Raw genomic sequence first — 20,085 nt, 5'->3', positions numbered from 1 at the left:
CGGTGACGCGGGGTGGGCCGCACCGTTAAGGATCAGCTCGCCGCCAGGTCCCGGTGAACGGCCTTGGCGACGCCCTGGATGGTGGTGATGCCGTAGTTCATGGTGCTGTTGCCGTGCGTGAGCACGGTGATCGTGTAGTCGTGGCCGCCGCCCTTGAAGGCGCCGACGCTGTGCACCCGCCAGCCGTGCGTGGAGCGCTGCAGCCAGCCGTTCTTCACGTGCACCGACACCCCGGACGGCGCCCCGTACGGCGTCCCCCAGCGCTGCGCGGAGACGACCTGGCCCATCAGCTTCAGGATGTAGGCGCGGGAGTTGTCGCTGAGGACGGTGTTCTTGCCGGTGACCAGTTTGAGCAGCTTCTGCTCGTCGGTGACCGTGATCTGGGTCAGGCCCCAGTAGCCGTTCGCGCCGGGCTTGGTCTGCGTCATGCCGGCGGCGGCGAGGAAGCCCTTGATCTTCGTCAGGCCGAGCTGCTTCCACAGGGTGGAGGTGGCCGCGTTGTCCGACTTGGTGATCATGGCTTTGGCGAGGGACGCCTCGCGGTCGGTCAGGTACCGGCCCCGCTTCTTCGCGTCCCACAGCAGCGCGGCGAGGACGGTGACCTTCACGACGCTGGCCGAGTCGTAGGCGGTGGAGGGTCTGAGGGTGCAGGTCGTCCCGGTGGTGCGGTCGTGGAGGCCGACGGCGACCGTGCCCTTGCGGTTCGCGAGCGCGGCCGTGATGTCCTTCTTCAGCTTGGCGGCGAGGCCCGCCCGGGCGGACGTGCAGCCGACCGCGGGTGCGGTGGCCGCCGCCGCCGGGCCGGCGGCCACGCCGGGTATGAGTATTCCGATGCCGAGACCGGCGGCGAGCACGCCCGCCCGCCGGGATGTCCACAGAGTCATGCACCCTTGACCCACGAGCCCGGGGCAAGGGTTGCAACCCCTGGGGAGCACTTGACGAAATGTCACCGTTGCCTGGCGCATTCACAGGCGGCGGCCAGGTGCGGCACAGCGCCCGCCCACCCCCGCTGTGCACGATGCGCGGGTGACCTCCGCCACTGACTCCCGCCCCGACACCGCCGTGACCCCCGACCCGCCGGAACCGCCGCCGGGTACGGCCCCCCGCTGGTCGCCGCCCGCGCTCCTGGCGATCCTGGCCCTGGCGGCGGTGCTGTACTCCTGGAACCTGTCCGCCTCCGGCCTCAACACCTTCTACAGCGCCGCCGTGCTCAGCGGCACGCAGAGCTGGAAGGCCTGGTTCTTCGGCTCGCTGGACGCGGGCAACTTCCTCACCGTCGACAAGCCGCCGCTGGCGCTGATGGTGATGGGCCTGTCGTGCCGGCTCCTCGGATACGGCACCTGGCAGATGATGGCGCCGATGATCGCGGCGGCGCTGGCCACGATCTGGATCCTGCACGCGTCCGTGAAGCGGGTGTGGGGGCACGGCGCCGCGGCCGTCGCGGCGCTCGTCCTGGCCCTGACCCCGATCACCGTCGCCATCAACCGCGACAACAACCCCGACACGCTGCTGGTGTTCCTGATGGTGGCGGGCGCGGCCCTCGCGCTGCGCGCCGCGCGCGACGGCAGGCTGCTGCCGCTGCTGGGCTCCGCCGTCTGCTTCGGGCTGGCCTTCAACACCAAGATGCTCCAGGCGTGGATCGCCCTCCCGGCCGTCTTCGTGGTCCACCTGTACGCGGCCCGGCCGGCCCCGGGGAGGCGGATCGCGCACCTGCTGCTCGCGGGCGTCGCGCTCGCCGCCTCCAGCTTCTGGTGGGCGGCGGCCGTCTCGCTGGTCCCGGCCTCCGAACGCCCCTACATCGGCGGCTCGACGGACGGCAGCGCCTGGGACCTGATCATGGGCTACAACGGCCTCGGCCGGATCCTCGGCGGCGAAGGCAACGGCGGGGGCGGCGGAGGCGGGGGCGGCGGCTTCTCCGGCACCGCGGGCCTCGGCCGGCTCTTCAACGACATCCTGGGCGGCCAGATCTCCTGGCTGCTCCCCTTCGCGGGCATCGCGCTCGTCGCCGGCCTGGTCCTGCGCGGCCGCGCCCCGCGCACCGACCCGGCCCGCGCCGCGCTGGTCCTGTGGGGCGGCTGGACCGTCCTGCACTACCTGACGTTCGCCCTGGCCGAGGGCACGATGCACCCGTACTACACGACCGCCCTGGCGCCCGGGATCGCGGCGCTGTGCGGGGGCGGCGGCGCGATGCTGCTGCGCGCGTTCCGCGCCGACCGCCGGTGGGTGTGGGCGCTGCCGCTCGCCCTGGCGGTGACGGCGCTGTGGTCCGTGGTGCTGCTGCGGCGGGCCTCCGGCTGGAACACCTGGCTGTGGCCGACGGTCGCGGTGGTGATGGCGCTGGCCGTCACCGGCCTGCTCGTCTTCCGCTCCGGCAACCGGGCACGGCTGCTGGCGGCCTCCGTGGCCGCGGCGGTCGTCGCGGCGGTGGCGGGCCCGGCGGCGTACGCCTGGTCGGTGCCGTCCGGCTCGGGCGGCGGCATGGGCGGCACGAACCCGACGGCGGGCCCGGCCACGGGCAGCGGCACGGGCGGGCCCGGGGGCGGCGGCCGGGGCGGCTTCGGCGGCACCGGCGGCCCCGGTGAGGGCGGCGAACTGCCGGGCGGCGCCCGGCAGGACGGCCAGGCGGGCGGCTTCCCGGGCGGCGAGATGCCCGGTGGAGTGCCGAGCGGCGGTGCCGACGGCTCCGGCGGTGCTGACGGCTCCAGTGGTTCCGGCAGTGCCAGTGGCTCCGGCGAGGGCGCCGCGCCCGGCGGCGCGCCCGGTGCCGCGGGCGGCGGCCTGGGCGGTGGCGGCATGGGCGGCGGCCTGGGCGGTGCGAGCACCGAACTGATCGCGTACCTGAAGAAGCACCAGGACGGCGCCACCTGGCTGCTGGCGGTGGCCGACTCGCAGAGCGCGGCCCGGCTCATCGTCGGCAGCGGCGAGCCCGTCATCTCCATGTGGGGCTGGTCCGGCTCCGACAAGGCGATGACCCTGGCCAGGCTCAAGGAACTGGTGAGGAACGGCGAGCTGCACTACATCCAGCTCAGCGGCGGCATGGGCGGCGGCCCCGGCGGCGGCTCCACCCTCGGCACCGAGGTCGCGCAGTGGGTGCAGGAGCACGGGACGGCCGTGGAGGAGAGCGAGTACAGCTCCGTCTCCGGCGCTTCTTCTTCCGGCTCCTCCGGTTCCGGCACCTCCGACTCCGGCGCCTCCGGATCGGACTCGGCGTCCGGTTCCCGGTCGGACCAGGCCACGATCTACCGCCTGGACCCGTCGGACGTCGACTGACACCCGTCGAGTCCCCGGCGTTCCGACGGCCCCCGGCCCTCCGGCCGGGGGCCGTCGAGGTGTACCGGACCGGCCACGGCGTCCCCGCCGACGCAGCCGGCTCCCCCATTTCCGACACGCAACCGACACCCCTCGTTCACACCTTCGCCCGCATGTCCATGTCACGCTCCCTCTACCCGCCCCCCTCAACCCGCGTAGAACGGACGCCCCATGGCCGCGAGCCCCGTACGGACCCCCCGCCGGAAGACCCTGGCGCTCACCGTGTCGACCGCGCTGCTCGCCCTCACCGCGCCGGCGGTGACCGCGACCCCGGCCGCCGCGACGACCACCGCCTACGACTCGACGTACTACAGGAACGCCGTCGGCAAGACCGGCACGAGTCTGAAGTCCGCGCTGCACACGATCGTCAGCAGCCAGACCAAGCTGTCGTACTCGGCGCTCTGGGAGGCCCTCAAGGTCACCGACCAGGACCCGGCCAACAGCGCCAACGTCGTCCTGCTGTACTCCGGCAAGTCCCGCAGCAAGAGCCTCAACGGCGGCGACGTCGGCGACTGGAACCGCGAGCACGTCTGGGCGATATCCCACGGCGACCTGACCACCTCGACCGGTCCGGGCACCGACCTGCACCACATCCGCCCCGAGGACGTGACGGTCAACTCCATCCGCGGCAACAAGGACTTCGACGAGGGCGGCAGCGCGGTCGGCGGGACGTCCACCAGCTACACCGACTCCGACTCCTTCGAGCCCCGCGACGCCGTCAAGGGCGACGTGGCCCGCATGATCCTCTACATGGCCGTCCGCTACGAGGGCGACGACGCCTGGGCCGACCTGGAGCCCAACGACAAGGTGGGCAACGGCAGCAACCCGTACACGGGCCGCCTGTCCGTCCTCAAGCAGTGGAACGAGCAGGACCCGCCGGACGCCTTCGAGGAGCGCCGCAACCAGGTCATCTACGACAGCTACCAGAAGAACCGCAACCCGTTCATCGACCACCCGGAGTGGGTCGAGGCGATCTGGTAGGGCCACAGGCCCGGCCTCCCGTCACCGAGGCCGGCTCCACCCCCGGACCCGGGGCGTATCACCGGATGAGACGACTTCTTCGCTCACACCGGTGATGCCGCTCCTCCGTCCGGGCGCGTCGCCGCCCGCCGCCGGGAGCATGGGATTGCCTCGGCCGATCGGCCGAGGCGATCCCGACCCACGGTTCCGGAGGCTCCGTTGAAGCTTCGTTCCTGGTCCTGTGCCGCCGCCCTGACCCTGACCGCGCTCCTGCTGCCGGCCCCCGCCGCGTCCGCCGCGCCGGCCGCGCCCCCGTCCTGTCCCAGCGGCTCCGTGTGCTTCTGGAGCGGCGAGAACTTCCGCGGCAGCAGCTGGGAGTGGCCCGCCCGCAGCGGCTACCGCGACATGCCGCCCTTCCTCCACGACCACGTGGGCTCGTTCGTCTCCAACACCCGCGCCTGCTTCATCAACTGGCAGCCGCAGCAGAAGCGCAACGTGTTCAACGGCGACTGGCGCGCCCGCTACCTCGGCGACTTCGGCGGCCGTATCGACGGCGTGGGGCCGGGCGGCTGCTGAGCCCCGGGCCCGGCACCGGGTTCCGGCCCCGGGCCGGGACCCGGCCCGGGGCCGAGGCTCACCCCCGGTGCGTCGGCGCGAACATCCGCAGCACGGCGGGGAGGACGACCACGGACGGCCCCGGCGTGGCCAGCGCCTTCGCCAGGTCGTCCGCCAGCGTCTCCGGAGTCGTCCGGACCCCGGGGACGCCGAAGGACTCCGCCAGCGCCGCGTAGTCCGGGCGGGTCAGCTCCGTCCCTGTCGCCCGGCCGAAGGCGTCCGTCATGTACTCGCGCAGGATGCCGTAGCCGCCGTCGTCGACGATCAGCCAGGTGACGTCCAGGCCGTACTGGCGGGCCGTGGCCAGCTCGGCGACCGAGTACAGGGCGCCGCCGTCGCCGGACACCGCCAGCACCGGGCGGGTGGGGTCGGCGACGGCCGCGCCGAGGGCCGCGGGGAAGGCGTAGCCGAGGCCGCCCGCGCCCTGCGCCGAGTGCATGGTGTTGGGCCCCTTGGCGTCGAACGCCGACCAGGCCCAGTACGCCAGGATCGTCATGTCCCAGAAGGAGGGGCAGGCGGCGGGCAGCGCCCGGCGCACCGACGCCAGCACCTGCTGCTCCAGGGTCAGCTCCTGGGCGGCGATCCTCGCCCGCACCCGGTCGAGCAGCGCCCGCACGCGCTCCGGGGCCGTCGGGTCGTCGCGCTCCCGGACCGTCTCCAGCAGCGCCTGGAGCGCGAGGAAGGCGTCCGCGTGGATGCCGAGGGCCGGGTGGTTGGACTCCAGCTTGCCGAGGTCGGCCTCGATCTGGATCACCCGGCCGCGCGGCCGGAAGGTGTGGTAGTTGGAGGAGAGCTCGCCGAGTCCGGAGCCGACCACCAGCAGGACGTCCGCGTCCTCCAGGAAGTCGGTGGTGTGCCGGTCCTCCAGCCAGGACTGCAGGGACAGGGGGTGTTCCCAGGGGAAGGCGCCCTTGCCGCCGAAGGTGGTGACGACGGGGGCGTCGAGCCGTTCGGCCAGTTGCCGCAGCTTCTTCGACGCGTCGGCCCGGACCACTCCCCCGCCCGCGATGATCGCCGGGCGCTCGGCGCGCGACAGCAGGTCGGCCGCCACGGCCGTCAGCTCGGGGCGGGGCGGCAGCTCGTCCGGGGTCGCGTCCACACCCGTCACCACCGGCAGAAGGGTCCGCGCCGCCAGCACGTCCTGCGGGATCTCCACCCACACCGGGCCGTGCGGGACGGTCAGCGCCGACTTCCAGGCCGCCGCGATCGCGGACGGGATCTGCGACGGGGTGCGGACCGGGTGCACGGACTTCACCACGCCCCGGAACGAGGCCGCCTGGTCGGGGAGTTCGTGCAGATAGCCGTGGCGGCCGCCGCCCAGGCCCGCCGTCGGGACCTGGCTGCCGATCGCCAGCACGGGGGCGGAGGCCGCCGCCGCCTCCTGCAGCGCCGCCAGCGAGGTCAGCGCGCCCGGGCCGGTCGACAGCAGCAGCGGGGCCGCCTCGCCGGTGATCCGGCCGTAGGCGTCGGCCGCGAAGGCGGCGTTGTTCTCCACCCGCAGGCCGACGTACCCGAGGTCCGAGCGGCGCAGGGCGTCGAACATGCCGAGGGCGTGCTGGCCGGGCAGGCCGAAGACGGTGGTCGCGCCCAGCCCGGCCAGGGTCTCCACGACCAGGTCCCCGCCGGTGCGCCCCGGGGGCGGGTTCAGCGCGGCCTCGGTCTGCGCGGCGGTCGGACGGAGCACCAGGTCGTGGTCGTGGGTCACTGCGCTGCCTTCTCCCGGGCGATCCGGCGGGTCATGATCGTCGTCAGTTCGTACGCCGTGTGGGACGCGGCCACCGACGTGATCTCGGCGTGGTCGTAGGCGGGCGCCACCTCGACGACGTCCGCGGACACCAGGTTGCACGACGCCAGGCCGCGCAGGATCTCCAGCAGCTCCCGGGAGGTCATGCCGCCGGCCTCGGGGGTGCCGGTGCCGGGCGCGTGGGCCGGGTCGAGGCAGTCGATGTCGACGGAGATGTACAGCGGGCGGTCGCCGATGCGCTGGCGGAGCTGGTCGGCGACCTCGTCGGCGCCGCGGCGGTAGACGTCCGCCGAGGTGACGATGCCGAAGCCCATCTTCTCGTCGTCGGTGAGGTCCTGCTTGCCGTACAGCGGGCCGCGGGTGCCGACGTGGGAGAGGGCCGAGGTGTCGAGGATGCCCTCCTCCACCGCGCGGCGGAACGGGGTGCCGTGGGTGTACTCGGCGCCGAAGTAGGTGTCCCAGGTGTCCAGGTGGGCGTCGAAGTGCAGCAGGGCGACCGGGCCGTGCTTCTTCGCCACCGCGCGCAGCAGCGGCAGCGCGATGGTGTGGTCGCCGCCCAGCGTCATCAGGCGGGCGCCGGTGCCGAGCAGGCCGTCGGCGGCGGCCTCGATCGTCTCGACGGCCTCGTGGATGTCGAACGGGTTGACGGCGATGTCGCCGCCGTCCGCGACCTGGGCGAGCGCGAACGGGGAGGCGTCCTGCGCCGGGTTGTAGGGGCGCAGCAGCCGGGACGCCTCGCGGATGGCGTTGCCGCCGAAGCGGGCGCCCGGCCGGTAGGAGACGCCCGAGTCGAACGGCACGCCCACCACGGCGACGTCGGCGCGGCCGACCTCGTCCAGGCGGGGCAGCCGGGCGAAGGTCGCGGGGCCGGCGTACCGCGGGACGCGGGAGGAGTCGACGGGACCGCGGGGCGTCTCGGTGCTGCTCATCGTCAATTGCCTTCTTTCTCACGCTTCATCGCGTATGTACTGCTTGTCCTTCGACTCTACTGGTGAGCCGGGACCGGTTCGGACACGGGTTCGGGGGACCGTCCGGCGAGGCGTTCGCGCCAGGCGGCGAGCACGGCCGCGTCGGTCGGCCGGGTCGCCAGGGAGACGGCGACGTAGGCGGCCAGGGACGCCGGCAGGCCGTAGAAGACGGGCTCGTCGGCGAGGACGCCGTACGCCGCCATCAGGACGATCACCGCGAGGCCGCCGACCGCGACGGAGGCCAGGGCGCCCTGCGCGGTGCCGCGCTTCCACAGCAGCCCGCCGAGGATCGGCACCAGGAGGCCGCCGACGAGCAGGTTGTAGGCGACGGTCAGCGCCTCGACGACGTCGTTCAGCGCGATCGCCGCGCCGATGACGGCGACGCCCATGACCAGGATGAAGGCGCGGTTGCCCCGGACCTCGTCGGGTTCCGCGCCCGAGGGCCGCACGGCGCCGCGCAGCCGGGCCCAGATGTCGTTGTTGGCGACGGTGGCGCAGGCGATCAGCGCGCCCGAGGAGGTCGACATCACGGCGGCCAGGGCGGCGGCCAGCACCAGCCCGCGCACGCCGACGGGCAGTTCGTCCCGGACGATGGTCGCGAAGGCGTCGTCGGCGCTGCCGAGCTTCGGGTAGAGCACCTTGGCCGCCGTGCCGATGACGGCGCCGGCGAGGGCGTAGGCGAGGCAGTAGGTGCCGGCGACCGTGCCGCCCCAGCGCGCGGTGCGGTCGCTGCGGGCGGTGAAGACGCGCTGCCAGACGTCCTGCCCGATGAGCATGCCGAACGTGTAGACCAGCACATAGGTGAAGATCGTCTCGCCGCCGATGCCCAGCGGGTCGAAGTACGAGGTCGGCAGCTCGGCCCGCATCCCGTCGAACCCGCCGGCCCTGACGACCGCGATCGGCAGGAGCAGCAGGAGCAGGCCGACGGTCTTCACCACGAACTGCACCATGTCGGTCAGCGTGATGGACCACATGCCGCCGAGCACGGAGTAGGCGACGACGATCGAGCCGCCCAGGACGATCGCGAGGGTGCGGTCGAGGTCGAGGAGGACGTCGAAGATCGTGGCGTAGGCGATGGTCGAGGTGACCGCGAGCATCAGCGTGTACGCCCACATCACGACGCCGGAGACGACGCCCGCCCGGCCGCCGTAGCGCAGGTCGAGCATCTCGGAGACGGTGTAGACCCGCAGCCGGGCGATGCGGGCGGAGAAGAAGACGCTCAGCGCCAGCAGGCCGAGGCCGATGGTGACCACCATCCAGGCGCCGGACAGGCCGTACTGGTAGCCGAGGCCGACGCCGCCGATGGTGGACGCGCCGCCCAGCACGATCGCCGCCATGGTGCCGGAGTACATCGCGGGTCCGAGGCGGCGCCCGGCCACCAGGAACTCGCTCTTGGACCGGGCGCGGCGCATGCCCCACCAGCCCATGGCCAGCATGCCGGCCAGATAGGCGGCGATCACCAGGTAGTCGACGGCCATGCGGGCCCCTCCCTCGTTCACTTCTCGGTGGCGTGTCGTGCGGGTGGAAGTCGTCCGGCGGCGCGTCGCGGGGACATCCGCCCGTACCCGCGGCTGCCGGTCCCGACCGACAGTAGGTGGCCGGAAAGCGGCTGCGAAGTGTATGTTTCATCCATCTGGGCCGAACGAACCGGAGGAAACGTCCACCATGCCGGACCCCGCCGTTCCGCCCACGCCGCCCGTGCCCCTGGCGGCGCTGCTGGCCCGCGAGGACCTCGCCCTGCGGCAGATCGCCGGGCCCGCCGGCGCCGGCGTCACCGTCCGCGGGGCGCACGCCTCGGAGATGCCCGACCCCTACCCGTACCTGCTGGGCGGCGAGCTGCTGCTCACGGCGGGCGTGCACATCCCGGAGGCGGCGGGGCCGGGCACCTGTTCCGACGACTACGTGGCCCGGATCGTGGCGGCGGGCGGGGCGGCCCTCGGCTTCGGCGTGGCGCCGGTGCACGACACGGTGCCGCGGGCGCTGGTCGCGGCCTGCGAGACGTACGGGCTGCCGCTGCTCGAGGTGCCGCCGCGGACCACGTTCGCGGCGGTGGCCCGCGCGGTCTGGCAGCTGATGGCCCAGGTCCGCCTGGCCGAGCTGCGCCGCGTCTCGGAGGCCCAGCACAGCCTCGCCGCCGCGGCCTCCCGCCCCGACCCCGTCCCGTCGGTCCTGCGCCGGCTGGCCCAGTGTCTCGACGGCTGGGCGGCGCTGTACGGCCCGGAGGGCACGCCGGTCGCGGCGGCGGGCCGGGAACCGGAGGGCGAGGTGGTCCGGGCGCTGACGGGGCTGGCGCGGGTCGTCACCGGCCGCGCCTCCAGCACCGCCAGCGACACCGTCGCCGGCGTCCACCTGTCCGCCTACACCCTCGGCACCGGCCGGGGCCTCGCGCTCGGCGCGGCCGCCCCGCGGCGGGACCCCGGCGACCACACCATCGCCTCGGTCGCCGCCGTGCTGCTCACCCTGCTCACCGGCGAGCACCTCAGCGGCACCGGCGCCGCCCGCTCCTCCGCGCTGGTGCGGCTGCTGCTGGGCGCCCCGCCCGAGGAGGTGGCGCCGCTGCTCGGACCGGGGGCCGGCGAGGCCGCGGACGGAGCGCAGCGGTGGCTCGTCGTGCACGCCCGGCCCGACACGGGCGTCCCCGACCCGGTGGCGGCCTCCGCGCTCGGCGCCGCCCTCGGCTCCCCGCTGGTCGACCCGGGCCGGGACGCCGTACGGGTCCTGCTGCCCGCCGGCCGGGAACCGGCCCCGCAGCCCGGGTGGACCCTGGGCGTCAGCGCCCCCGCCACCCCGCCCCAGTGGCCGGCCGCCGACGCGCAGGCGGCCCGCGCCCTGGCCCGGGCCCGCGCCACCCGCACCCCGCTGGTCCGCCACAGCGCCCGCCGCGGGCTCGCCGACCTGGTCCCCGGCGACGAGGCCGAGGCGCACGCCCACGCGCTCCTCGCCCCCCTCACGCCCGCGCTCGCCGAGACCCTGCGCACCTGGCTGTCCCTGCACGGCAGCTGGGACCGTACGGCCGTCGCCCTGTCCGTGCACCGCAACACCGTGCGGCAGCGCATCGCCCGGTGCGCGGCCCTGCTGGAGGCCGACCTGGACGACGCGGACGTGCGGATGGAGCTGTGGTTCGCGCTGCGCCGGCTGGAGCGGTGACCCGCGTCCCGGCGCGCGACGCACCGGCCGCGGACGGCGACGGCTGCCCCACAATGGGAGCCATGCCGATACCCGGGACCCCCAGCCGCGCCGAACTCGTCGACCACCTCGTCAGAACGCGTATCGCGGGCGACGTCGCCACGCCCCGCGAGAACAACCTCTCCCACTACCGCAAGCTGGCCAACGGCGACCGCCACTACTGGCTCGGCCTGGAGCTGGGCGACCGCTGGAACGACGAGCAGGACGTGCTCGCGGTGATGGCGGAACGGGTCGGCGTCATCGACGACCCCGAGTACCGGTACGGGCAGGACACCATCGACCCCGAGCTGACCGTCGCCGCGCTGGAGCGGATGGCCGGGCGGCTGCGCAAGGCGGCCGACGGCGGGCAGCGGGTGCTGTTCGCCACCGGCCACCCCGGCGGCCTGCTGGACGTGCACCGCGCCACGGCCGCCGCGCTGCGCGCCGCCGGCTGCGAGATCGTGGTGATCCCGGAGGGGCTGGCCACGGACGAGGGGTACGTGATGCAGTTCGCGGACGTGGCGGTGCTGGAGCACGGCGCCACGCTGTGGCACACCCACTCCGGCGAGCCGATGAAGGCCGTCCTCACCGGCCTGGAGCGCGCGGGCCGCCCGCTGCCCGACCTGGTCGTCGCCGACCACGGCTGGGCGGGGTACGCCGGACAGCACGGCGTGGACTGCGTCGGCTACGCCGACTGCAACGACCCGGCGCTCTTCCTGGCGGAGGCCGAGGGGACCGTGCAGGTCACGGTCCCCCTCGACGACCACGTGGTCAGCCCCCGCCACTACGACCCGATGACGGCGTACCTGCTGGCGCAGGCGGGGCTGGACTAGGACTTGTCCGGGCGATCAAGCTCGCAGCCAGATGACAAGGGCTGCTGCTGTGGCGGTGCCGAGGAAGACGTAGCCGCGCTTGTCGTAGCGGGTGGCGACTGCCCGGGACTGCTTCAGGCGGTTGATCGCCCGCTCGACGGTGTTGCGCTTCCTGTAGCGGTCTTCGTCGGAGCCGGGCGGTCGTCCGCCGCGTGAGCCCTTGCGCAGGCGGGCGGCCTGGCTGTCGGTCTTCTCAGGGATCGTGTGCCGAATGCCCCGTCGCCGCAGGTACTCGCGGCAGGGCCCGTTGCTGTAGGCCTTGTCTGCCGCCAGGCTGTCGGGCTTCTTGCGCGGCCTACCCGGACCGCTCCTGGGGACGCGAATCTTCTCCAGGACCGGCTCGAACCGGGTGCAGTCCGCCCGCTGTCCGCCGGTGACCACCAGGGACAGCGGGCGGCAGCGGCCGTCCGCGCTCAGGTGGAGCTTGCTGGTGAACCCGCCCCGCGAGCGGCCCAGGCCCTCACCTCCCGCACCACCTCCACCAGGCGGGCGACCAGGCTCTGCCACGGCGTCTCGCCCTGGTGTTCCACCTCTTCGGCCCCCTTTGACGCGGGTACCGGCGGAGGTTCGGCCCGAGCGCCGGCAGCGTGCTGATGAGCGCGCACGACGGTGGAGTCGACCGCGATGTCCCAGTCGGTCTCACCTGCCGCGTCGGCCTCGGCCTGGACCTGCTGGAGCAGGCGTTCCCAGGTTCCGTCCGCCGACCACAGACGGTGGCGTTCATAAACCGTCTTCCACGGACCGAACCGTTCGGGCAGGTCACGCCACTGCACGCCGGTCCGCACCCGGTGCAGAATCCCGTCGATCACCTGCCGGTGATCCCGCCACCTGCCGCAACGCCTGTTGCTGACCGGCAGGAACGGCCGAAGCCGTTCCCACTCGGCATCCGTCAGATCACCCCGCCCCATGCCCACACCAACGACACGGATGCGAAGTAGTCACATGATCGGCCGGACAAGTCCTAGGGGGCCGGTAGGTCGACCCGCCTGCCGCTCCGGAACGTGTGTGGAGTTGGAATGCGGCTGCCGCCAAGGAGACGGTCGAGGCGATGGAGACCACCGCGCTCGCCCTGCGCGGCACGCACCGGCCTCCGCCACGGCGATGAACACGGTCGCCCAGGTCCTGGCCCGGTCCGCCGCGATACCGCCGCCGCCAAGGGGCGGCTGTACCGGTGGTGTGTTGTGCGCCGGGTGATGCGGCGTGTGCACTTGTGCGCCCCTTCGGTATATCGCCTCTGCGGCCGGTGCGGGGATAGCTTCGTTGCCTATTCCAAGTGGCGGGCCGGGCCCGCCGGACTGGAGGGAGTGCTGGCTTGCTGAAGCGTGCGGGGTTGTCGGTGGCTGCGGCTGCCGTGCTTGCTGGGGCTGTGGTGCCGGTTGGTCTGGCGGGTGAGGCTTTCGCCGCTGGGGCCAAGGCGGGGGTGTGCAAGTCGTCGGTGGACGGTACGTACTGCGGCTACTACTCGGGGTCGGCGTACACCGATCGCGGTGATGCGGGGGCCAAGGTGAAGGAGATCCAGGCGCTGCTGATCCAGCATCACGGCTACTCGGTGGGCCCGAAGGGTGTGGACGGCTACTTCGGGGCGGGAACGGAGTCGGCTGTGAAACGACTCCAGAAGCGCCATGGGTTGAAGGCCGACGGCATTGTGGGTGCGAAGACGTGGGGCGCGCTGCGTGGGGAGCCGTTGGATCACTGAGGGCGATCTTCTCCGGCTGAGCCCCCGTTGCTGACGGGCTGTGTGTGCGACGGGGATTGGGGATCGGTGGACCAGCCGTTAACGGCTGGTCCACCGATCCCCAATCCCTTAGGAGCTGTCCGGTCGATCACGGTCGTGGGTGGTCCGGCATGATGCCGGGGTGAGCATCATCGTCGAGTTCTTCGCGGCTTCGGATGACGCGTCAGCGGCTCTGGCTCTTCAAGCCGGGCCGCGACGTGCATTCGAGTCGCTCTCCTTCGGCAACTTCGATCCCGGAGAGGCTGTGGTCGAGTGGGAGTGCCTGCTTGCCGGCGGCAGCTTCGAGGAACTCGTCGAAGCCGGTGAGCCTCGTCTCGTCGCCGGCCAGGACGATGACGGGTGCGTCGTCTTCGCGATCTCGCCTCGCCTGTCCGCCGCACTTGCCGAGGCCGAGCGGTCCGAGTTGAAGGATGCCGCTGTCGCGTGGTCCTTGCAGCGGGCGGAGGACGGCGAGGACATCGGCACGGAGATCGCCGAAGTGATCCTGGGCGATCTGGCCGCTCTCGTCAGCAGCACCCGAGGCCAGGGCCAGGACGTCTACTGCTGGGTCGCGTAGGGGTTCACGCTCGGAGCCAGATCGCGGCGGACGCCGCGGTGGCGGTGCCGAGGAAGACGTAGCCGCGCTTGTCGTAGCGCGTGGCGACCGCTCGGGACTGTTTCAGACGGTTGATCGCCCGTTCAATGGTGTTGCGTTTCTTGTAACGGTCCTCGTCGAACCCGGGCGGCCGTCCGCCGCGTGAGCCTTTCCGCAGGCGGGCCGCCTGGCTGTCGGTCTTCTCCGGGATCGTGTGCCGAATGCCCCGCCGCCGCAGGTACTCCCGACATGGCCCGTTGCTGTATGCCTTGTCCGCGGTAAGGCTGTCCGGCTTCTTGCGCGGCCTCCCTGGGCCTGGTCTGGGAACACGGATCTCCTCCAGAACCAGCTTGAACTGGGTGCAGTCTGCCCGCTGACCTGGAGTGATGACCAAGGACAGCGGACGGCAGCGGCCGTCCGCGCTCAGATGGACCTTGCTGGTGAACCCGCCCCGCGAACGACCCAGCCCCTCACCTCCAGCACCACCTCCACCAGGCGGCCGACGAGGCTCTGCCACGGCGTCTCGTCCTGGTGTTCCACCTCGCCGCCCCCCCTTTGAGCCGGGCGCCGGGGGCGGATCGATGCGAGCGCCGGCCGCATGCTGATGCGCGCGGACGATGGTGGAGTCCACCGAGATGTCCCAGTCGATTTCACCCGCCTCGTCAGCCGCGGCCTGGACCTGCTGCAGCAGACGTTCCCAAGTGCCGTCGGCCGACCACAGCCGGTGGCGTTCGTAGACGGTCTTCCACGGGCCGAACCGTTCGGGCAGGTCACGCCACTGCACCCCGGTCCGCACCCGATGCAGAATCCCGTCGATCACCTGCCGATGATCCCGCCACCGGCCACAACGCCCGTTGCTGACCGGCAGGAACGGCCGCAGCCGTTCCCACTCGGCATCCGTCAGATCGCCCCGCCCCATGCCCACACCAGCGACCCAGGCACGGACGAGTCACATGATCGGCCGGACAAGTCCTAGCCGCGCGGGACGCGGACCACGCCCTCCTGGATCACGGTGACGGCGAGCCGGCCGTCCTGGGTGTAGATGCGGGCCTGGCCCAGGCCGCGCCCGCCGTGCGCCGACGGGGACTCCTGGTCGTACAGCAGCCACTCGTCGGCGCGGAACGGCCGGTGGAACCACATCGCGTGGTCCAGCGAGGCCCCGACCACGTCCCCGACGGCCCAGCCGCCGCGGCCGTGCGCGAGCAGCACGGAGTCCAGCAGCGTCATGTCGGAGACGTAGGTGGCCAGGACGACGTGCAGCAGGGGGTCGTCGACGTCGCGGTCCAGCTTGCCGTTGGTGCGGAACCACACCTGGGAGTGCGGCTCGCGCGGCTCGCCGTAGCGGCCGAACGGCGGCTCGTCGACGTAGCGCAGGTCCACCGCGGCCCGCGCCTCGACGAACCGCTCCACGATCTCCGGGTCCAGGTGCGCGTAGCCGCGCAGCCGCTCCTCGGAGGTGGGCAGCGTGGCGGGGTCGGGCGCGGACGGCATCGGCGCCTGGTGGTCCAGGCCCTCCTCGTGCGCCTGGAAGGACGCCGAGAGGTGGAAGATCGGCTTGCCGTGCTGGACCGCGACCACCCGGCGGGTGGTGAAGGAGCGGCCGTCGCGGATGCGGTCCACGGTGTAGACGATGGGCGCGCCGGGGTCGCCGGGGCGCAGGAAGTACGCGTGCAGGGAGTGCGCGGGCCGGTCGGCGGGGACCGTCCGGCCCGCGGCGACCAGCGCCTGTGCCGCGACCTGGCCGCCGAAGACGCGGGGTATGACGGCGGGGCGGGACCGGCCGCGGAAGATGTCCTCCTCGATCTGCTCCAGGTCGAGCAGATCGAGGAGGTCCTGTAGTGCCTGACTCATGGGGTCAGTTGTATACGGCAGGGATTTCGCGGGGCTTACAGCCCCATGTCCTTGGCGATGATCGTCTTCATGATCTCGCTGGTGCCGCCGTAGATGCGGTTGACGCGGTTGTCCGCGTACAGGCGGGCGATCGGGTACTCGTTCATGTAGCCGTAGCCGCCGTGCAGCTGGAGGCAGCGGTCGATGACGCGGTGCGCGACCTCGGTGCAGAACAGCTTGGCGCTGGCGGCCTCGGCGGGGGTGAGCTCACCGGCGTCGAGGGCTTCGAGCGCGCGGTCGGCGACGGCCTCGGCCGCGTCCACCTCGGCCTGGCAGGCGGCCAGTTCGAACTTGGTGTTCTGGAAGTGGGCGACCGGCTTGCCGAAGACGGTGCGCTCCTGCACGTACTGCTTGGCGAACCGGACGGCGGCCTTGGCCTGCGCGTAGGCGCCGAAGGCGATGCCCCAGCGCTCGGAGGGCAGGTTGGCGCCGAGGTAGGAGAAGCCCTTGTTCTCCTCGCCGAGCAGGTCCTCGGCGGGCACCTTGACGTCGACGAACGCCAGCTCGGCGGTGTCGGAGACCTTCAGGCCCAGCTTGTCCAGCTTGCGGCCGACGGAGTAGCCCTCGGACTTGGTGTCGACGGCGAACAGGGATATGCCGTGGCGGCGGTCCTCGGCGGTGGGCGGCGCGGTGCGGGCGCAGACGATGACCCTGTCGGCGTGGACGCCGCCGGTGATGAAGGTCTTGGCGCCGTTGAGGACGTAGTGGGTGCCGTCCGCGGAGAGCTTGGCGGTGGTCTTCATGCCCGCGAGGTCGGAGCCGGTGCCCGGCTCGGTCATCGCGATGGCCCACATCTCCTCGCCGGAGACGAACTTGGGCAGGTAGCGCTTCTTCTGCTCCTCGGTGGCGAGCATCTTGATGTACGGCAGGGCGAGCAGCACGTGCACCCCGGAACCGCCGAAGGTGACACCGGCGCGGGCGGTCTCCTCGTACTGGATCGCCTCGAACTTGTGCGTCTCCAGACCGGCGCCGCCGTACTCCTCGGGGACGTTGATGCCGAACAGGCCCAGTTCGGCGAGCTTGTAGTAGAACTCGCGCGGCGCCTGGCCGGCCTGGAACCACTCGTCGTACACGGGTACGACCTCGGCCTCGATGAAGGCGCGAAGGGTCTCCCGGAACGCCTCGTGATCCTCGTTGAACACCGTACGGCGCACGCCGCCACCTCCACGTACCTCGGCATGTCCAAGCGCTTGCTCAGAGTCAAGGTACCGGCGGGTAGGCGAAGGCGTCCAGAGCGCCGGCCGGGTAACGCTCGTCACGCCGGCGACGGTGGTGGATCCGGCGGACGAGGGCCCGGCCGGGGGCGCCCCCGGCCGGGCCCTCGTCCGTCCTGACGGGCACTCACGCCTCCCCGGACAGCTCCTGCGGGTCGGCGGCCGTGAGGACACGGTCGAACCAGGCGCCGAGGACGTCCGGACCGGAGCAGCCGGTGATGCGCTCCCGGGCGGCCCCGGGGACGCCGGCGCCGCGGAGCCGGAGGACGCGGAGGACGTCCTCGGTCCTGGCCCTGCCTCCGGCGATGCCCCTGTCGACGGATTCCCCGATGACGGCGCCGCGTCCGGGGAAGCGGGGGGTGCGCACGACCATCAGGTTCCTCCGGAGTGCGCGGGCCGGGGTGTCGCCCGGACCGGTCCCGGTGCGTTCCGTCCGGCCCTGCGCGGCCTCGTCCCGGTGAGGCCGGTGTCCAGCGGCTCGATCACCACGGGTCCGGACGGGGCGCCGCCGGCCCCCGGCAGGGCCCGGACGGACAGCCCGGGGCCCCGGAGGATCCGGTGCATCGCCTCGCGCGCCGAGCCGGCCGTGTGACGGAACGCAGCGGCCGGTGAGCGCGGCGCCGGGTGGGGCGAGGCGGCTTCAGCCCTTCGGGTGATTTTGCCGTCGGCCTGCGCCAGGGAGTCCGCGAGGCCGACGGTCCGCCGCCCCGCTCGCCCCGTTCGTCCCGCTCACTCCGCCGCGCCCGCCGCCGCGAACGCCCCCCGCGCCATCCGGTGCAGCAGCTCCGCCGTCGCCCCCCGCCCCGGCAGCGAGCCGGGACGGCCCAGGTGCGGGGTGGAGTTCAGCAGGCCGAAGACCGAGTGGACCGCCGAGCGGGCGGTCGGCTCGGCGAGGGCCGGGTACACCTCGCGCACCACCTCCACCCACAGCTCGACGTACTGCCGCTGGAGCTGCCGCACCAGCTTGCGGTCGCTGTCCCGGAGGCGGTCCAGCTCGCGGTCGTGCAGGGTGATGAGCGGGCGGTCGTCGAGCGCGAAGTCGATGTGCCCCTCGATGAGCGAGTCGAGGACCGCCTCGGGCGCCACCCCGTCGGCCTCCGCCAGCCGCCGCTTGGCGCCCGTCAGCAGCTGACCGCTGATCCCGACCAGCAGCTCGGCGAGCATCGCGTCCTTGCCGGCGAAGTGCCGGTACAGGCCGGGCCCGCTGATGCCGACCGCGGCGCCTATCTCGTCGACTCCGACGCCGTGGAAACCGCGTTCGGCGAAGAGCCGGGCGGCCTCCTTGAGGATCTGCTCGCGGCGGGTGGGGGCGTCGGTTCTGGTGGCCATGGCATCGATTCTAGACAGCGGAGGTTAGCGGTCGTTAACCCGAGGGAAATGCGTTAACGCTCATTAACAGGTGAGGGGACCGCAGGATGGACGAGGCACCGGAGCTCCACAGCGCGGCGGATCCCGCGTCGGAGGCCTTTCGGGCCAACGAGGAGGCGCATCGCGCGCTCGTCGGGGAGCTGCGCGCCAAGCTGGCCGCGGCCCGGCTCGGCGGCGGCGAGAAGGCGCGGGCCCGGCACACCGCGCGCGGGAAGCTGCTGCCGCGCGACCGCGTGGACACGCTGCTCGACCCGGGATCGCCGTTCCTGGAACTGGCCCCGCTGGCCGCCGACGGGATGTACGACGGGCAGGCCCCGGCCGCCGGCGTCATCGCGGGGATCGGGCGGGTCAGCGGACGCGAGTGCGTGATCGTCGCCAACGACGCCACCGTCAAGGGCGGCACGTACTACCCGATGACGGTGAAGAAGCACCTGCGCGCCCAGGAGGTGGCCCTCGACAACCGCCTCCCGTGCGTCTACCTCGTCGACTCCGGCGGCGCCTTCCTGCCCCTGCAGGACGAGGTCTTCCCCGACCGGGACCACTTCGGGCGGATCTTCTACAACCAGGCCCGCATGTCCGGCGCCGGCATCCCGCAGATCGCCGCCGTCCTCGGGTCCTGCACGGCCGGCGGGGCGTACGTCCCGGCGATGAGCGACGAGGCCGTGATCGTGCGCGGCCAGGGCACCGTCTTCCTGGGCGGCCCGCCCCTGGTGAAGGCCGCCACCGGCGAGGTCGTCACCGCCGAGGAGCTGGGCGGCGGCGAGGTCCACGCGCGCGTGTCGGGCGTCACCGACCACCTCGCGCAGGACGACGCGCACGCCCTGCGCATCGTCCGGGACATCGTCGCCACGCTCCCCGCGCGCGGGCCCCTGCCCTGGGAGGTCCGGCCCTCCGTCGAGCCCAAGGTCGACCCCTCCGGGCTGTACGGCGCGGTCCCGGTCGACCCCCGCATCCCCTACGACGTGCGCGAGATCATCGCGCGCCTGGTCGACGGCTCCCGCTTCGCCGAGTTCAAGGCCGAGTTCGGGCAGACCCTGGTCACCGGCTTCGCCCGGATCCACGGCCACCCGGTCGGCGTCGTCGCCAACAACGGCATCCTGTTCTCCGAGTCCGCCCAGAAGGGCGCCCACTTCATCGAGCTGTGCGACCAGCGCGGGATCCCGCTGGTGTTCCTGCAGAACATCTCCGGCTTCATGGTGGGCAAGGACTACGAGGCCGGCGGCATCGCCAAGCACGGCGCCAAGATGGTCACGGCCGTGGCGTGCACCAGGGTCCCGAAACTGACCGTGGTGGTCGGCGGGTCGTACGGCGCCGGCAACTACTCCATGTGCGGCCGGGCCTACTCCCCCCGCTTCCTGTGGATGTGGCCGGGCGCCAAGATCTCCGTCATGGGCGGCGAGCAGGCCGCCTCCGTCCTCGCGACCGTCAAGCGGGACCAGATGGAGGCCCGCGGTCAGGACTGGCCGGCCGAGGAGGAAGAGGCCTTCAAGGCGCCGATCCGCGCGCAGTACGAGCGCCAGGGGAACGCCTACTACGCCACCGCCCGCCTGTGGGACGACGGCGTCATCGACCCGCTGGAGACCCGCCAGGTGCTGGGCCTGGCCCTGACCGCGTGCGCCAACGCGCCCCTGGGTGACCCCCAGTTCGGCGTCTTCCGGATGTGACAGGGGG

17 protein-coding genes and 1 pseudogene are annotated in these 20,085 nt (G+C 72.9%); 8 read left to right on the top strand and 10 right to left on the bottom strand.

Features of this window, described 5'->3' with window-relative positions; all coding sequences use genetic code 11:
• Positions 1 to 32: 32 nt before the first annotated feature.
• Positions 33 to 884, bottom strand: coding sequence for a serine hydrolase (locus ABD363_RS00950; RefSeq protein WP_344599385.1), 852 nt, complete (start codon positions 882 to 884; stop codon positions 33 to 35).
• A gap of 142 nt (positions 885 to 1,026) precedes the next feature.
• Between ABD363_RS00950 and ABD363_RS00945 the strand changes: the two genes are divergently transcribed.
• The 3 genes from ABD363_RS00945 (at position 1,027) to ABD363_RS00935 (ending at position 4,845) form a co-directional block, all read left to right on the top strand.
• Positions 1,027 to 3,270: an ArnT family glycosyltransferase gene (locus ABD363_RS00945; protein WP_425577917.1), complete on the top strand. Its 2,244-nt coding sequence runs from the start codon at positions 1,027 to 1,029 to the stop codon at positions 3,268 to 3,270.
• 210 nt (positions 3,271 to 3,480) lie between these two features.
• Positions 3,481 to 4,290 carry an endonuclease I family protein gene (locus tag ABD363_RS00940; protein WP_344599384.1) on the top strand — a complete coding sequence of 270 codons (810 nt, stop codon included), beginning with the start codon at positions 3,481 to 3,483 and terminating at the stop codon, positions 4,288 to 4,290.
• 198 nt (positions 4,291 to 4,488) lie between these two features.
• Entirely contained in the window at positions 4,489 to 4,845 is a 357-nt protein-coding gene (locus ABD363_RS00935; RefSeq protein WP_344599383.1) for a peptidase inhibitor family I36 protein, read from the top strand.
• A 58-nt stretch (positions 4,846 to 4,903) separates the two neighbouring features.
• On the opposite strand, the gene ABD363_RS00930 is transcribed toward ABD363_RS00935, so the two are convergent.
• The 3 genes from ABD363_RS00930 to ABD363_RS00920 are packed head-to-tail and all read right to left on the bottom strand — an operon-like array spanning position 4,904 to position 9,074.
• Positions 4,904 to 6,589, bottom strand: coding sequence for a thiamine pyrophosphate-binding protein (locus ABD363_RS00930; RefSeq protein WP_344599382.1), 1,686 nt, complete (start codon positions 6,587 to 6,589; stop codon positions 4,904 to 4,906).
• Positions 6,586 to 7,557, bottom strand: coding sequence for an agmatinase (speB, locus tag ABD363_RS00925; RefSeq protein WP_344599381.1), 972 nt, complete (start codon positions 7,555 to 7,557; stop codon positions 6,586 to 6,588). The genes ABD363_RS00930 and speB overlap by 4 nt, the downstream gene beginning before the upstream one ends.
• A 56-nt stretch (positions 7,558 to 7,613) precedes the next feature.
• Positions 7,614 to 9,074, bottom strand: coding sequence for a sodium:solute symporter family protein (locus ABD363_RS00920; RefSeq protein WP_344599380.1), 1,461 nt, complete (start codon positions 9,072 to 9,074; stop codon positions 7,614 to 7,616).
• A gap of 187 nt (positions 9,075 to 9,261) precedes the next feature.
• On the opposite strand from ABD363_RS00920, the gene ABD363_RS00915 reads away from it, so the two are divergent.
• The gene (locus tag ABD363_RS00915) at positions 9,262 to 10,743 is read left to right on the top strand and encodes a PucR family transcriptional regulator (RefSeq protein WP_344599379.1); all 1,482 of its coding nucleotides are present in this window, start codon (positions 9,262 to 9,264) and stop codon (positions 10,741 to 10,743) included.
• A 62-nt stretch (positions 10,744 to 10,805) separates the two neighbouring features.
• Entirely contained in the window at positions 10,806 to 11,594 is a 789-nt protein-coding gene (locus tag ABD363_RS00910) for a phosphatase (protein WP_344599378.1), read from the top strand.
• Positions 11,595 to 11,609: 15 nt separating this feature from the next.
• On the opposite strand, the pseudogene ABD363_RS00905 reads toward ABD363_RS00910, so the two are convergent.
• A pseudogene (locus ABD363_RS00905) lies at positions 11,610 to 12,541 on the bottom strand (IS5 family transposase).
• A gap of 404 nt (positions 12,542 to 12,945) precedes the next feature.
• Here ABD363_RS00905 and ABD363_RS00900 point away from each other — a divergent pair.
• Together ABD363_RS00900 and ABD363_RS00895 are read left to right on the top strand one after the other, a co-directional pair.
• Positions 12,946 to 13,329: a peptidoglycan-binding domain-containing protein gene (locus ABD363_RS00900; RefSeq protein ID WP_344599377.1), complete on the top strand. Its 384-nt coding sequence runs from the start codon at positions 12,946 to 12,948 to the stop codon at positions 13,327 to 13,329.
• A gap of 160 nt (positions 13,330 to 13,489) precedes the next feature.
• Positions 13,490 to 13,924, top strand: coding sequence for a hypothetical protein (locus tag ABD363_RS00895; RefSeq protein ID WP_344599376.1), 435 nt, complete (start codon positions 13,490 to 13,492; stop codon positions 13,922 to 13,924).
• A 4-nt stretch (positions 13,925 to 13,928) separates the two neighbouring features.
• On the opposite strand, the gene ABD363_RS00890 is transcribed toward ABD363_RS00895, so the two are convergent.
• The 5 genes from ABD363_RS00890 to ABD363_RS00870 all read right to left on the bottom strand — a co-directional run bounded on the left by ABD363_RS00890 (position 13,929) and on the right by ABD363_RS00870 (position 18,375).
• A complete protein-coding gene (locus ABD363_RS00890) occupies positions 13,929 to 14,861 on the bottom strand; it encodes an IS5 family transposase (RefSeq protein WP_344599476.1) in 933 nt (310 codons plus the stop codon).
• A 53-nt stretch (positions 14,862 to 14,914) separates the two neighbouring features.
• On the bottom strand, positions 14,915 to 15,793 hold the full coding sequence (locus ABD363_RS00885; protein ID WP_344599375.1) for an acyl-CoA thioesterase: 879 nt from the start codon (positions 15,791 to 15,793) through the stop codon (positions 14,915 to 14,917).
• 35 nt (positions 15,794 to 15,828) lie between these two features.
• Entirely contained in the window at positions 15,829 to 16,986 is a 1,158-nt protein-coding gene (locus tag ABD363_RS00880) for an acyl-CoA dehydrogenase family protein (protein WP_344599374.1), read from the bottom strand.
• A 187-nt stretch (positions 16,987 to 17,173) separates the two neighbouring features.
• Positions 17,174 to 17,419, bottom strand: a complete 246-nt coding sequence (locus ABD363_RS00875; protein ID WP_344599373.1) for a hypothetical protein — start codon at positions 17,417 to 17,419, stop codon at positions 17,174 to 17,176.
• 356 nt (positions 17,420 to 17,775) lie between these two features.
• The gene (locus tag ABD363_RS00870) at positions 17,776 to 18,375 is read right to left on the bottom strand and encodes an SACE_7040 family transcriptional regulator (protein WP_344599372.1); all 600 of its coding nucleotides are present in this window, start codon (positions 18,373 to 18,375) and stop codon (positions 17,776 to 17,778) included.
• 86 nt (positions 18,376 to 18,461) lie between these two features.
• On the opposite strand from ABD363_RS00870, the gene ABD363_RS00865 reads away from it, so the two are divergent.
• Positions 18,462 to 20,078 carry a carboxyl transferase domain-containing protein gene (locus ABD363_RS00865; RefSeq protein ID WP_344599371.1) on the top strand — a complete coding sequence of 539 codons (1,617 nt, stop codon included), beginning with the start codon at positions 18,462 to 18,464 and terminating at the stop codon, positions 20,076 to 20,078.
• Positions 20,079 to 20,085 lie beyond the last annotated feature (7 nt).

It is taken from the genome of Streptomyces glaucus, from assembly GCF_039533365.1.
GTDB classification, from domain to species: Bacteria; Actinomycetota; Actinomycetes; order Streptomycetales; family Streptomycetaceae; genus Streptomyces; species Streptomyces glaucus.
The sequence above is the reverse complement of the archived record's forward strand: the minus strand, read 5'-3'. Positions and strand labels throughout refer to the sequence as shown.

Coding starts and splice junctions, on each gene's coding strand:
- ABD363_RS00950 (WP_344599385.1), bottom strand. CDS start 884: ATGACTCTGTGGACATCCCGGCGGGCGGGCGTGCTCGCCGCCGGTCTC.
- speB (WP_344599381.1), bottom strand. CDS start 7,557: ATGAGCAGCACCGAGACGCCCCGCGGTCCCGTCGACTCCTCCCGCGTC.
- ABD363_RS00865 (WP_344599371.1), top strand. CDS start 18,462: ATGGACGAGGCACCGGAGCTCCACAGCGCGGCGGATCCCGCGTCGGAG.
- ABD363_RS00920 (WP_344599380.1), bottom strand. CDS start 9,074: ATGGCCGTCGACTACCTGGTGATCGCCGCCTATCTGGCCGGCATGCTG.
- ABD363_RS00875 (WP_344599373.1), bottom strand. CDS start 17,419: ATGGTCGTGCGCACCCCCCGCTTCCCCGGACGCGGCGCCGTCATCGGG.
- ABD363_RS00915 (WP_344599379.1), top strand. CDS start 9,262: ATGCCGGACCCCGCCGTTCCGCCCACGCCGCCCGTGCCCCTGGCGGCG.
- ABD363_RS00940 (WP_344599384.1), top strand. CDS start 3,481: ATGGCCGCGAGCCCCGTACGGACCCCCCGCCGGAAGACCCTGGCGCTC.
- ABD363_RS00890 (WP_344599476.1), bottom strand. CDS start 14,861: ATGGGGCGGGGCGATCTGACGGATGCCGAGTGGGAACGGCTGCGGCCG.
- ABD363_RS00910 (WP_344599378.1), top strand. CDS start 10,806: ATGCCGATACCCGGGACCCCCAGCCGCGCCGAACTCGTCGACCACCTC.
- ABD363_RS00870 (WP_344599372.1), bottom strand. CDS start 18,375: ATGGCCACCAGAACCGACGCCCCCACCCGCCGCGAGCAGATCCTCAAG.
- ABD363_RS00885 (WP_344599375.1), bottom strand. CDS start 15,793: ATGAGTCAGGCACTACAGGACCTCCTCGATCTGCTCGACCTGGAGCAG.